The following is a 13,849-nucleotide window of genomic DNA, read 5'->3' on the forward strand; positions in this document are numbered from 1 at the left end:
CGCAAACGGTTGCTTTTTGTGTTACTTCACAAAAAGAAATGCTTTATAATGCGCTCGCATTGAAGAGGTGGAATCGGCATAGGTTTGGCAACCTTCGGGAATAGCTTCGAAGAAAACAGTTAGGTTGTTCCTATAACCCACTGAATTTATTCCAATACTACCTTAATCAACTGCATAAGAGACCTAAGCACATGAGAATTTTGCGTGGCTCCCCAGCTCTATCTGAGTTTCGTGTTAATAAGCTTTTAGAGCTTTGTCGTGAATTAAGCTTACCTGTAACGGGTATTTACGCTGAGTTTGCCCACTTTGCTGATCTAACGGCAGACCTAGGTGAGTCTGAAGTTGAGAAGCTAGAAAAGCTACTGACTTACGGCCCTGCGCTTTCTTGTAAAGGCAATGGCGAAGAGCATCAACCTGAAGGTTTATTGCTGCTTGCAACGCCACGTCCAGGCACTATCTCGCCTTGGTCTTCAAAATCAACTGATATCGCACACAACTGTGGACTGGTTAAAGTGTCACGTCTAGAGCGCGGTACCGCTTTCTACATTGAAACCTCCGCTGAACTTTCTGAGCTTCAACTTGTTGAGCTGAAAGCAATTCTGCACGATCGTATGATGGAAGTGGTTTTCACTGACTTCGAATCGGCAGCGGCACTATTTACAGTAGCTGAGCCTGCTCCTTATGCGGAAGTTGACCTTTTAACAGGCGGACGTAATGCGCTTGAAAAAGCAAACGTTACCTTAGGTCTTGCGCTTGCAGAAGATGAAATTGATTACCTTCTTGAAAGCTTCACTGAAAAGCTAGGTCGTAACCCGACTGACATCGAGCTAATGATGTTTGCGCAAGCGAACTCAGAGCACTGTCGTCACAAGATCTTTAACGCTGATTGGACTATCGATGGCGTTAAGCAAGAGAAATCATTGTTCAAGATGATTAAGAACACCTTTGAAACGACACCAGAACACGTTCTGTCTGCTTATAAAGATAACGCAGCGGTAATGACAGGTTCTGAAGTCGGTCGTTTTTTCCCAGATCCAGAAACTCGTCAGTACAACTATCACCAAGAGAAAACGCACATCTTGATGAAAGTTGAAACGCATAACCACCCAACGGCAATCTCTCCATGGCCGGGCGCATCAACAGGTTCAGGCGGCGAAATCCGTGATGAAGGCGCGACTGGTATTGGTGGTAAGCCAAAAGCGGGTCTGGTTGCTTTCTCAGTATCTAACCTTAAGATCCCGAACTTCGTTCAACCTTGGGAAACTGACTTTGGTAAGCCGAGCCGTATCGTTACTGCTCTGGATATCATGCTTGAAGGCCCTCTTGGTGGCGCAGCATTCAACAACGAATTTGGTCGTCCAAACCTACTAGGTTACTTCCGTACTTACGAAGAGAAAGTAAACTCTCACGCAGGTGAAGAAGTGCGTGGGTACCATAAACCAATCATGCTTGCTGGTGGTCTAGGCAACATTCGTGATGATCATGTTCAGAAGAAAGAGATCCCAGTAGGTGCAAGCCTAATCGTTCTTGGCGGTCCTGCGATGAACATCGGCCTTGGCGGCGGTGCTGCATCTTCAATGGATTCGGGTTCTTCTTCTGAGGACCTAGATTTTGCTTCTGTACAACGTGAAAATCCAGAGATGGAACGTCGTTGTCAGGAAGTTATCGACCGTTGTTGGCAGCTTGGTGATGCGAACCCAATCGCATTCATCCATGATGTGGGCGCGGGCGGTATATCGAATGCACTTCCTGAGCTAGTAGACGATGGTGAGCGTGGCGGTATCTTCAATCTACGTGACGTACCAAACGATGAGCCGGGTATGAGCCCACTTGAGATCTGGTGTAATGAATCTCAAGAGCGTTACGTAATGGCCGTTGCTGATAAAGACATGGCAACGTTCGACGCGATTTGTAAGCGTGAGCGTGCACCGTACGCAGTGGTTGGTAAAGCAACAGAAGAACGTGATCTTAAATTAGAAGATTCTCACTTTGACAACACGCCAATCGACATGCCAATGGACATCCTATTAGGTAAAACACCTAAGATGCACCGTGACGCGAAGACGCTAAAAGCAAACAATCCTGCGATTGACCGTTCTGGTATCGAACTAAACGAAGCGGTTGACCGTATTCTTCGCCTACCAACAGTGGCTGAGAAAACATTCCTTATCACTATCGGTGACCGCTCAGTAACGGGTCTTGTGGCTCGTGATCAAATGGTTGGCCCATGGCAGGTTCCTGTCGCTAACTGCGCAGTAACGGCAGCAAGCTACGACTCTTACCACGGTGAGGCAATGTCTCTTGGTGAGCGTACGCCAGTGGCACTTCTAGACTTTGGCGCATCAGCTCGTCTAGCGGTTGGTGAAGCAATAACTAACATTGCAGCGACAAACATCGGCGATATCAAGCACATTAAACTGTCTGCGAACTGGATGTCTCCAGCTGGTCACCCTGGTGAAGATGCAGGCCTTTATGAAGCGGTGAAAGCAGTCGGTGAAGAACTATGTCCGGCACTGGGTCTAACTATCCCAGTGGGTAAAGACTCAATGTCGATGAAGACTAAGTGGGAAGAGAACGGCGAGCAGAAAGAAGTCACGTCTCCGCTATCTCTTGTTATCACTGCGTTTGCACGTGTTGAAGATGTTCGTAAGACGATTACTCCTCAACTTCGTACCTCTGATAACCTTGAAGGACTAGGCAACACTTCACTAGTTCTTATCGACCTAGGTAACGGCAAAAACCGTCTAGGTGCGACAGCACTTGCGCAAGTTTACAAGCAGCTTGGTGACAAGCCAGCAGACGTAGACAACGCAGCACAGCTAAAAGGTTTCTACGAAGGCGTTCAAGCACTTGTAGCGAACGACCAAGTTGTCGCTTACCACGATAAAGGCGATGGCGGTCTATTCGTAACACTAGCTGAAATGGCGTTCGCAGGTCACTGTGGTGTTAACGCAAACATTGAAGCGCTTTTAGCTGCATCAGAGAACAGCGAAGACACGCTAGCAGCACTCTTCAATGAAGAGTTAGGTGCGGTAATCCAAGTTCGTAACGATGACCTAGATGCTGTTCTTTCTACTCTTGCAGCCAACGGCCTAGAAGCGTGTTCACACGTAATTGGCAGCGTTGTTGGTGAAGGGGAAGCATCTGATGAGCTAGTGATTAAGTCTGGTGAGTCTGTAGTTATTGAGCGTAACCGTACTGAACTACGTACTATCTGGGCTGAAACCACGAACAAGATGCAAGGTCTACGTGATAACCCAGTTTGTGCTGACCAAGAACACGAAGCGAAGAAAGACAACTCAGACCCTGGTCTGAACGTGAAACTAAGCTTCGACGTAAATGAAGACATTGCTGCTCCTTACATTAACACGGGCGCTAAGCCTAAGATGGCGATTCTACGTGAACAGGGTGTTAACTCTCACGTTGAAATGGCAGCAGCATTCGACCGTGCAGGCTTCGAAGCTACAGATATTCACATGAGCGACATCCTAACGGGCCAAGCGGTTCTAGAAGAGTACAACGGCCTTGTTGCTTGTGGTGGCTTCTCTTACGGTGATGTACTGGGCGCTGGTGAAGGTTGGGCTAAATCGGTTCTGTTTAACGACTCTACTCGTGACCAATTTGAAAACTTCTTCAAGCGTGAAGATACTTTCTCTCTAGGTGTGTGTAACGGTTGTCAGATGTTGTCTAACCTGCGTGAACTTATCCCAGGAGCTGAGTTCTGGCCTCGTTTCGTTCGTAACGAATCTGAGCGTTTTGAAGCTCGTTTCAGCCTAGTTGAAGTTCAGAAATCTGATTCTGTATTCTTCAACGGCATGGAAGGTTCTCGTATGCCAATCGCTGTTTCTCACGGTGAAGGCCGCGTAGAAGTGCGTGATAACGACCACCTAAACGCGATTGAAAACTCAGGTACGGTTGCACTACGTTACGTTGATAACAACGGTAACCAAACGCAGCAATATCCGAACAACCCGAATGGTTCGCCAAACGCTATCACAGGTCTAACAACGACGGATGGCCGCGTGACTATCATGATGCCGCACCCAGAGCGAGTGTTCCGTACGGTTGCAAACTCTTGGTCTCCAGAAGGTTGGGGCGAGAATGGCGCGTGGATGCGTATGTTCCAAAACGCACGTAAGAACGTGGGTTAATAGAAGAACAGGTGAATAAATAAAAGCCGCTGAACATTGTTGTCAGCGGCTTTTTTATTTATTCGATATAATGCTTTGATTTCGATTCTAGAGCAGATCTACGGCTTTTTTGATAGCAGAGATCAACCGTTCGACATCATCAAGCGTATTGTAAATAGCAAATGATATTCTGACGGTTCCTTTAACTCCAAGTGCATCCATCAGAGGGTGAGCGCAATGATGTCCTGCCCTAACGGCAATGGCTTGCTGATCAAGCAGTGTTGCGATGTCTTGGTGGTGGACGCCGTCCATGATAAAAGTGATCACACTAGCATGCTCTTGAAAACCGATAACCGTGATGTCCTCAATTTTCGAAAGCGCTTGGTAGGTTAATTGTTGGAGTTGAGTGATGTGTTCTTCAATGTCAGAGATTTTAAATTGTCGAAACCAATCAATTGCTACTGACAGTGCAATCGCGCCTGCAACGTTTGGTGTCCCCGCTTCAAATTTCCCCGGCAGTTCAGAGTATGTGGTTCCCGAAAAAGAGACCTTCTCTACCATTTTTCCGCCACCATGCCATGGAGGCATGCTTTCAAGTAAACTCTGTTTTCCATAGAGCACACCAATGCCTGCGGGCGCATACAATTTATGACCAGAGAAGACGTAGAAATCCGCATCGAGATCGGTCACATTTACGGATTCATGAACGATACCTTGTGCGCCATCAACCACAACGACTGCATTAAATTGGTGCGCTTTTTTAATCACGGACTCTATTGGTTGACGAGTTCCGGTGACATTAGTGGTTTGTGCAAGCGCCACTATTTTCGTTTTTGATGTGATTAACGTTTCAAAAGCTGAGTAATCGAATTGGCATTGGCTGGTCATTGGAACTTTTACGATTTTAGCACCCGTTTGCTGTGCGACGATCTGCCACGGAACTATGTTTGCGTGGTGCTCCATTTCGCTGATCAATATTTCATCGCCAGACTTTAAAGTATTCCGAGCGTAAGTTTGAGCGATCAAATTCAGTGCTTCAGTCGCACCGCGAGTCCAAATGATCTCTTTAGCTGAAGAGGCGCCAATAAAGTCGCAAACCGTTTGGCGAGCGGCTTCAAATTGGCTCGTTGCTTCGGCGGTTAAGCTATGGCTCCCACGATGAACATTGGCATTTTGACTACTGTAGTATCGGCTAATCGCATCAATGACAACTTGAGGTTTTTGAGCGGTGGCAGCACTGTCTAAGTAGACGAGTGATTGGTCATTGATCGTTTGTGCTAGTGCCGGAAATTGATTGCGAATACTTTGTATATCAAACATGAGATAACTTAATGTTGTGGTCGTGAGTGCCGAAAGAGAGATCATAGGCGTAGTCACTCGCTATCACAACTGTTTCTAACTCTTTCTTATATTAGCGAGTCGTTATTTTCTATTCTCCGGATTGCCAGTTATTTTCGATTTGTTTGATTGATTCATACAAAGCGCGGTTCTTAGGTAGCCCTATATGGTGTTTAGCGGCTGCTTTGATTAAAAATCCGGTGATAAAATCAATTTCACTATTACGCTTATGATGAATATCTTGATGCATGGAAGAGTAATTTTCAGCGGTGGCATTGATCACGTTATATATTGTATTGAGTAATGATTTTTCATCCGCTTGGATATGGTTTGCTTTCATTACTTGAACCAACTCAGTGACTATCTCTTGTATCTCGATTTGAAATTGAGGCTGTGCAAGTGCGCCATTTTTACATCGATGAAGTGCTGTTAAAGGGTTAATCGCACAGTTGATGGCAAGTTTATTCCAAAGAGCTGTGTTGATATCTGAGTTCCAAACCGCACTTGGCAGAGCATGGTTGAATACATCCGCGAGAAAAGAGCACTGTTGTCCTAGATCGTTATAAGCTCCAATTTGAGTTTGTCCGTTCCCAGTATGCAACACACATTGGGCAGAAGGTTTTAGTGCGCCGTGAGTGGTGGTGGCAAGTACGATCGGAAAGTGGCTTATTTGAGAATTTAAGTCATCAACCGCCCCCATACCATTGTGCATAAAAAGCAGTATCGTTTTGGGGTCGATCTTGTCTAATAAAGGGAGTAGGGCACTTTCAACTTGCCAAGATTTTACCGTAATGAGTAATACATCTGTCTGTTGAAGGCGTTGAACATCGTTATTGTGGAATGATATCTCAGGGAGGTTATCAAGCTTAATTGAGAGGCGCTTGTTCGTACTGCGACTATAAAGCGAAACATTATGGCCAGCTTGATGGAGTTTACATGCCCAAAGGGAACCAATGGCACCGGGGCCTACAATAGTGATATTCAAAGAAGTGTCCTAGCTGAATGGTATAGGACGATGATAAGTGGGCTACTTTAGAAAGCAATAAAAAATGGCGCTCAATAGCGCCATTTTGGAAGATTACTTCAAGTTGAATTAGAACTTGTAAGTAACTGCAAAATAGTGACCAACACCTGAAGATTTTAAGCCACTTGAGTCTTTAATGCCGTACACATCTTTATATGCTTTTAAGCCGTAACCAACAGCGTAGCGATCTGAGTGCCAGTAGATACCGTTGAACATTGCACCACCGTTACTAGCTGTTGAGCCGAATTTGTTGCCAGCTTTGTCATCCATACCGAATTGGTAGTCGATGTAACCTTGGTAAGAGATGAATGAACCGTTCTCGAAGAAGTAAAATGGTTTAAACCAGTTAGTAGATACTTGGTAACCGTTCCAATCTTTCTCGTTGCCATCATAGTAACCGTAAAGGTTTAGGCCAATTTTACCTAACCATGGAACCATAACGTCTGAACCTAGGCCAACTTTTTGGTTATTTACACCAAACGCGCCTTCAGAATCACCAGACCATTCAAATAGAGTTGCTACATATAGCTCTTGCACAGGACCGAAAGAAAGATCTTTACCTGTTAGACCATCGATAGACATACGTGGCGCGAATTTCATGAAAGATTTTGCTGCACCAGCTTTGTCGCTGCTTTTATTTGTAGCTAGGTTGAAAATATCAACGTAACCGTATAGGTCAAAAATTCCACTGCGGCCGCCAAATTCCATCTCTAGGTAATCGTGAGAAGATTCACCAGGAAGTTCATCGATAGCAGCCATTAGGTTGAACTGCATCCATTTGTAATCATTTTTATGGATATCGCCGTCAGAGTAATCTGCAGCCATAACAGGAGCAGTTGTTGCTGCTGCCATTAAACCAAGAGCTAGAAGTGATTTGCGCATAAGGGGACTCTCTATGTTTGCATTTAATTGATGGATACGATCTAAGCCGTATTCCTGATGGCGAGAATAATAGCGGCAAAATTTTTAATTGGTAGTGACGAAAGGCGGAAAAACAAACAAATATGGTGATCATGATCACGCTGTAAAACTCTTTTGCGGAACTAAATTTAAATTACATTTTGTTGCATTATTTGTGTGATTTAAGTCGTTACATTTTGCGTGGGAAAGTGAGCTTACATATTCTGTTTCTTTATTTGTGTGAGATATGTCGCAATCGAAAAAACAACAAAAACAGTGAATGTCTGAAAAAATGTGAGGTTATGAAAAACACAAAAGAGGCATATAAGCCTCCTTTGTCGGTGAACTAAATAATTGTGTTCAGCTTCACTTTACTTATCAGAGCTCTCATTTAGGTTTCGCTGTTGGGCTTGATGAAGTAGATCCGTGAAGTAATGGCGCAGTCTGTAAAGCATGAATAAGCTTGGAAGAACCATCAGTGCCGTGATTATAAAGAAAGTTGACCAGTCATTAAGGTAATCGACCAATTCACCACTGAATGACGCCAGAGTGGTTCTGCCAAAGTTGCCTAGAGAGGCGAGCAGAGCATATTGAGTTGCCGAAAAAGCTTGTCCTGTTAATACCGTTAAGAAAGAGACAAAGGCAATCGTTGAGAAGGCGGTGGTAAAGTTATCTACGATGATTGTCGCTAAGAATAGGTTCTCACTTGGCCCTACATTTGCTATCCAAGCAAACATCAAATTACTCGCTGCCATAGCAATACCACCGATCATCAAACCACGAACGATACCAAACCTGACATTAAATAAGCTGCCAATGAAGGTAAATAGTAGAGTAACGCCCCAACCGATAAGCTTAGAGTAGTAGCCTATCTGCTCATTACTAAAGCCCACCTCTTTATAGAAAGTGATCGACATGCGCCCAAGGAAAGCTTCTCCGATTTTAAAAAGGAAAACAAACAGCAATAGCGTGATCGCAACTTGCACGCCATTACGCTTAAAGAAGTCATAAAATGGTTCGATCACGGTAACGCTGATCCAAGCGATAAATTTGGAACCAACCACTTTGTTGTGGCGAGCTTCTGCTTGATGCTGTAGTTGTTCACGATTGGTGTTCGGCTCATTTGCTAAAAGAGTAAAGACCATTAGCACGACCACTATAATAGCCATACCGTAATAAACGCCATTCCAGCCAATTGAGTCAGCATTGATAAAGGCTAGATAACCTGGAAGCGAGTAACCTGTCGACCAACCCATTACCGCCATCGCAGAGGCTTGAGGAAGTTTAGTTGATTCGGATTTAGGGAAAGTATCGATACGAAAGGCATCAATCGCAATATCTTGAGTCGATGAGGCGATAGCAATGCCAAGAGCCAACATTGAGGTGAACATTAAATCATTAGCGGGATTGACTCCTGCTATAAATAGAGTGCAAATGAGAATGGCTGATTGGCAAAGGAAGATCCAGCTACGGCGTTGACCTAAAACAGAATGCAGAAAAGGTAGCTTTACTCGATCGACTAGAGGAGCCCATAGAAAGTTAATCGCATAAACGGCAAAGACAGAACCAAAGTACCCAATAGCTGCACGGGTTAAGCCAGCATCTTTTAACCAACCGGACATATTTGAGCCGATCAATACCCAAGGAAAGCCGCTTGAACAACCAAGCATGAATACCCAAAGTAAGCGTTTGTCTAAAAAGCTGCGGAAGGTGTCCATCCAAGAAGGGGAGGAAGTTGAAGGCATAAAACCAATCCTTGTTGATTCTTCTAAGCTGAATGAATAATGCCTAGAATGAGATTCTAGGCATTAGATGATCAAACACGAGACATGAAGAAGTATTAATCGTTAATAAGTGTCGCTTTAGTGATAATGATGGGTTCTACAGGAACATCTTTCATACCACGTAAACTGTGAGTGGGTTTATTTGCCATACCCTGTATAATATCAAAACCTTTCGTTACTTTACCAAATACAGCATAACCTGGTGGACGTTGGCCATAATCTAGAAAATTATTGTTACCAAAATTGATGAAAAATTGGCGAGTGGCAGAGTTAGGATCGTTTGTTCTTGCCATTGCGATGGTCGCTTGGTTGTTTTGTAAACCATTAGACGCTTCATTACTTATTGGAGAATAAGTTGGAAGACGTTTCATATCTTTATCAAAGCCGCCACCTTGAGCCATGAAACCAGGGATAACACGGTGGAACTGGCTGCCAACATAGCTACCGTCATTTACGTATTTAATGAAATTTCCGACACTGATGGGTGCTTTTTCTTCATTTAAAGAGACAGTAAAAGAGCCCAATGTAGTTTCAAATACCACTTGAGGGCTTGCCCAAGAGACGCCACTAACCAGTAGCAAAGCGGATAAAAGTAGGCGATTCATTAGAAACGTTCCTTCATGTAGGTTTGCAGCTCTTGGTCGTTGGCGATTTCAGCTAATACCAAATTGATCACATCGTTTAAAACCATCTCGACGTCTTCATTTGATGCGCTTAACGTTCCAGTGCGTTGTGCTGTACCATTGTAAGTTCTCACTAGTTTTCCTTTCGGAGTTTCAGCGGTAACTTCTAATGTAACTTTACCTTCCATTTCGTTTTCCATTACTGAGTGTTGTACAGTAATCAGAGCTTCTTGGATCTCTAAGGTAATCGAGTTCTCGCTTGCGACAGTGACATTGAAACCTTGAGATGAGAATTGATCAGCAAGAACGTTCTCTAAAGATATTCTCATATTCTGCTTCGCATGAATTGGCAGAATGTTCGAGCGGCCATTATTGAGTAGAGCAACGTACTGAGCGGCGCGAACATCTTTACTGGTTAGTGTTAATGTTTTGCCTTTAACAATGTCATTTTGGCTCAAGGTAGCTTTGGGAGCCAGATTAATCTGTTCTTGCTGTGGTGCTGCACAGGCTGTCAATAGAGCCATTGAAGCGACTAAAATCAATTTTTTCATTACTATTTCCTTGTCAAATACATCATCGGTGGCGCGAGAGTTACCGATATATACTATAAATTCAGTTATTTGTTAAAGTTAGCAGGCTCTCTAGTGGCTTGTAAAACTTCAAACTTATTATTGAGTTCAAGAGTTTCAACATTCGCCTCACCAAATAATCTAGCCAGCTTTACATCGTATCCGAGGTGACGGTTTCCAATAACAATTAATTTGCCTCCATTGCTAAGAACATGCTTCGCATCACAGAACATCTGCCACGCGATATGATCGGTGATGGCTTGCTGCTGATGGAATGGAGGATTACACAATACGAGATAGGTGCTGTTTTTCTTGAATCCATCTAAACAGTTATTGGCGATGAACTGAACTTGGCGATCTGGACCTAAATTGTCTAAAAGGTTTTGTTTTGCTGAATCTATCGCCATAAAGCTTTCATCAATACAAGTAATTCGAGCTTCTGGGTTAAGTTGACCAGCTTTAACAGAAAGCACGCCATTACCACAGCCTAAATCAATAATATGACGTAACTCAGGATCTTGAGGAATGTGATCGAGCAAACAACGAGCGCCAAGGTCTAGACCTTCACCTGAATAAACATTTGGTAAATTCTTCAAGTGGATATCTTCATCATCCACGTCCCACTCAGTGATCGGGTTGACGTCTAAAACGGGTTCGCAGTCAGGCGCCGAAAATACAAGGCGATGCTTCTTTTTTGCCAAAGAGGTGGTGGTAGTTCCTAAGTATTTTTCAAACAGATCTAACGTTGAAGTATGGATCTCTTTTACTTTATTGACACCAATGACAGGGCAGCCCTTAGGAAGTGCTTTTCTTAGCTGGTTAAGTTGCCATACAAGATGACGATTACTTTTCGGTAATTGAAACAAAACCAAATCGATAAACTCAGGGATCTCGTCCATACAGTTCAAAAAAGTGATTCGTCCACATTGATTGCGTTGTAAATTTTTTAATGTGCCTGAATGAGATACGTAAGAGTCGCTCATCATTGTGACTTGATGTTTCTCTGAGAACCAACAAGATAACGCGCCAAAATTATCATTGAGTATCAAGATATGCTTACCAGGTTCCAGTTTCATATCTTCCACATGATTGATGAGGTACTCATCTCCGGCATCCCACGCCTGTAATGTTTCATTTGATCGCTTTGGAAAACGATTCAGGGTCAGGGTGCGGTCATGAAGGGTCAGTTCAGTTTTCATAGTTTATTGGCGCTTACATTGGAGGATTAACGAAACTATTGTCGCAAAACCTTGTTAAACAAGATACAAAAACATCGAATCTCATGGCTTGAAGTTAGAAAATAACTCGGCCATGAAAACCCTACAGACATAATTTGAGCCAAAGTTTATACTTAAAACATGAATGAATAAATTCTGTTGGAATACTAAGGAAGAGCAATGATCCAAGAAGTGATAGAGTCGAAACTACATAATACTTTTAAGCCAGAGTATTTGAATGTGATAAACGAAAGCTACATGCATAACGTTCCCCCTGGTTCTGAGAGTCACTTTAAAGTGATTGTTGTCAGTAACGAGTTCGAAGGCAAGAGACTCATTGCTCGACATAGGCTTATTAATGTTGCATTAGCTGACGAATTGAAAAATAACATTCATGCGCTTTCAATCCACACATACACGGAATCAGAATGGAGAATCGAAAGAGATGGCGTGCCTGATAGCCCGATGTGTATGGGGGGAGATAAATAATCGGTTTTTATAAATAGGTTTTGCTCTTTATATATGCTGTGTTGATAAGAAGAAAATTAACAGTGTTTCAACATGTGAGAAATGTAATGGATTTAAAGTAAAATATTTCCATTTATGAATATTGGTATACCTCTAAAGTATAATGCGGTGAGTAATTGTGCGACACATCAAAGTTATCAATATTCGCAAGCCTATATACAGCAATTCCTCGTAAATAAAATGTCTATTCAAGCGGTTGGTCATGGCATCCCATTCTAAAAAGATGCTAAACTACTGCACCTAATAAATAGCAATTACTGATTGTAATTGTCTTTTTAAGAGAATGTTGCGATCTTGGTGTGTCATTATACTAAGGCCGGACACTTAAATGTCGTGTCTAAATGTTACGCAATTAAAGAATCTTTTTCCCGATAAAGTAGTGCAAGCGCGTATGATTACAATAAAGAAGGGCTTGGATCTTCCTATTGCAGGAACTCCATCCCAGGTGATTAATGATGGTAAGTCCATCAATAAAGTCGCCTTGCTTGGCGAAGAGTACGTTGGTATGCGTCCTACGATGCATGCTCGCGTTGGTGATGAAGTAAAAAAAGGTCAAATTCTTTTTGAAGATAAGAAGAATTTGGGCGTTAAATTTACTTCTCCAGCAAGCGGTAAAGTTATCGAAATTAATCGTGGTGCTAAACGTGTACTTCAATCTGTTGTTATTGAAGTTGCAGGTAATGAGCAAATTACGTTTGATAGCTTTGAAGCTAGCCAATTAGCTAAACTTGACCGTCAAGCGGTTAAAGCTCAGTTAATTGAGTCTGGTTCATGGACCGCTCTGCGAACTCGTCCGTTCAGCAAGGTTCCAGCCATTGAGTCTACAACTCAGGCCATTTTCGTTACTGCTATGGATACCAATCCACTCGCAGCAGAGCCTGAATTGATTATTAATGAACAGTCTGATGCATTTATTGCCGGCCTGGACATTCTATCGACTCTAACTGATGGCAAGGTGTACGTTTGTAAAAAAGGTACAAGCCTTCCTCGTTCGGCTCAACCAAACATCGAAGAACACGTTTTTGATGGCCCTCACCCAGCAGGTCTTGCTGGTACGCACATGCATTACCTATATCCGGTAAATGCTGAAAATGTTGCGTGGAGCATTAACTATCAGGACGTTATCGCTTTCGGTAAGCTTTTCCTTACCGGTGAAATCTACACAGATCGTGTTGTTTCTCTTGCGGGTCCAGTGGTAAATAACCCTCGTCTTGTTCGTACTCAGCTTGGTGCTAGCCTTGATGAGTTAACGGATAATGAGTTAATTCCTGGCGAAGTTCGTGTTATTTCAGGTTCTGTTCTGAATGGTGTTCATGCTACCGGCCCTCATGCTTTCCTTGGCCGTTACCATCAGCAAGTGTCTGTTCTTCGTGAAGGTCGCGAGAAAGAGCTATTCGGTTGGGCTATGCCTGGTAAGAATAAGTTCTCTGTTACTCGCTCATTCCTTGGTCACTTATTCAATGGTCAGTTGTTTAATATGACAACGACAACGAATGGTAGTGATCGTGCAATGGTTCCAATTGGTAATTACGAAAAAGTAATGCCACTTGATATGGAACCTACATTGCTTCTTCGTGATCTATGTGCTGGTGACATCGATAGCGCACAGAGCCTTGGTGCTCTTGAATTAGATGAAGATGATTTGGCATTGTGCACCTTTGTATGTCCAGGTAAGTACGAATATGGTCAATTACTTCGTGAATGCCTAGACAAGATTGAGAAGGAAGGATAATTCC

10 protein-coding genes are annotated in these 13,849 nt (G+C 43.2%); 3 read left to right on the forward strand and 7 right to left on the reverse strand.

Translation table 11 applies throughout. The features are described from left to right. The first annotated feature begins 191 nt into the window (after positions 1–191). On the forward strand, positions 192–4,151 hold the full coding sequence (purL, locus tag OCV39_RS03275; RefSeq protein WP_261888936.1) for a phosphoribosylformylglycinamidine synthase: 3,960 nt from the start codon (positions 192–194) through the stop codon (positions 4,149–4,151). Between the two features lie 87 nt (positions 4,152–4,238). Here the strand turns inward: purL and csdA are convergent, their stop codons facing one another. From csdA to OCV39_RS03310, 7 genes are all read right to left on the reverse strand, one after another. Continuing rightward, complete coding sequence (csdA, locus tag OCV39_RS03280) at positions 4,239–5,450, reverse strand: cysteine desulfurase CsdA (protein ID WP_261888937.1); 1,212 nt, start codon at positions 5,448–5,450, stop codon at positions 4,239–4,241. Positions 5,451–5,559: 109 nt separating this feature from the next. Beyond that, the gene (gene panE, locus OCV39_RS03285) at positions 5,560–6,453 is read right to left on the reverse strand and encodes a 2-dehydropantoate 2-reductase (protein WP_261888938.1); all 894 of its coding nucleotides are present in this window, start codon (positions 6,451–6,453) and stop codon (positions 5,560–5,562) included. 108 nt (positions 6,454–6,561) lie between these two features. Continuing rightward, positions 6,562–7,374, reverse strand: coding sequence for a nucleoside-specific channel-forming Tsx family protein (locus OCV39_RS03290; RefSeq protein ID WP_261888939.1), 813 nt, complete (start codon positions 7,372–7,374; stop codon positions 6,562–6,564). Between the two features lie 389 nt (positions 7,375–7,763). Continuing rightward, the gene (locus tag OCV39_RS03295; RefSeq protein WP_261888940.1) at positions 7,764–9,137 is read right to left on the reverse strand and encodes an AmpG family muropeptide MFS transporter; all 1,374 of its coding nucleotides are present in this window, start codon (positions 9,135–9,137) and stop codon (positions 7,764–7,766) included. Between the two features lie 95 nt (positions 9,138–9,232). Further along, on the reverse strand, positions 9,233–9,781 hold the full coding sequence (locus tag OCV39_RS03300) for a peptidylprolyl isomerase (protein ID WP_261888941.1): 549 nt from the start codon (positions 9,779–9,781) through the stop codon (positions 9,233–9,235). Next, complete coding sequence (locus tag OCV39_RS03305) at positions 9,781–10,350, reverse strand: YajG family lipoprotein (RefSeq protein WP_017054018.1); 570 nt, start codon at positions 10,348–10,350, stop codon at positions 9,781–9,783. The genes OCV39_RS03300 and OCV39_RS03305 overlap by 1 nt, the downstream gene beginning before the upstream one ends. Before the next feature lie 65 nt (positions 10,351–10,415). After that, complete coding sequence (locus OCV39_RS03310; RefSeq protein WP_261888943.1) at positions 10,416–11,567, reverse strand: methyltransferase; 1,152 nt, start codon at positions 11,565–11,567, stop codon at positions 10,416–10,418. Positions 11,568–11,765: 198 nt separating this feature from the next. On the opposite strand from OCV39_RS03310, the gene bolA reads away from it, so the two are divergent. Further along, positions 11,766–12,074, forward strand: a complete 309-nt coding sequence (gene bolA, locus OCV39_RS03315) for a transcriptional regulator BolA (RefSeq protein ID WP_017054016.1) — start codon at positions 11,766–11,768, stop codon at positions 12,072–12,074. 430 nt (positions 12,075–12,504) lie between these two features. Further along, entirely contained in the window at positions 12,505–13,845 is a 1,341-nt protein-coding gene (locus tag OCV39_RS03320) for a Na(+)-translocating NADH-quinone reductase subunit A (RefSeq protein WP_113799068.1), read from the forward strand. The last annotated feature ends 4 nt before the right edge of the window (positions 13,846–13,849 follow it).

Origin of the sequence: Vibrio cortegadensis, from assembly GCF_024347395.1 — a bacterium.
Taxonomy (GTDB): Bacteria; Pseudomonadota; Gammaproteobacteria; order Enterobacterales; family Vibrionaceae; genus Vibrio; species Vibrio cortegadensis.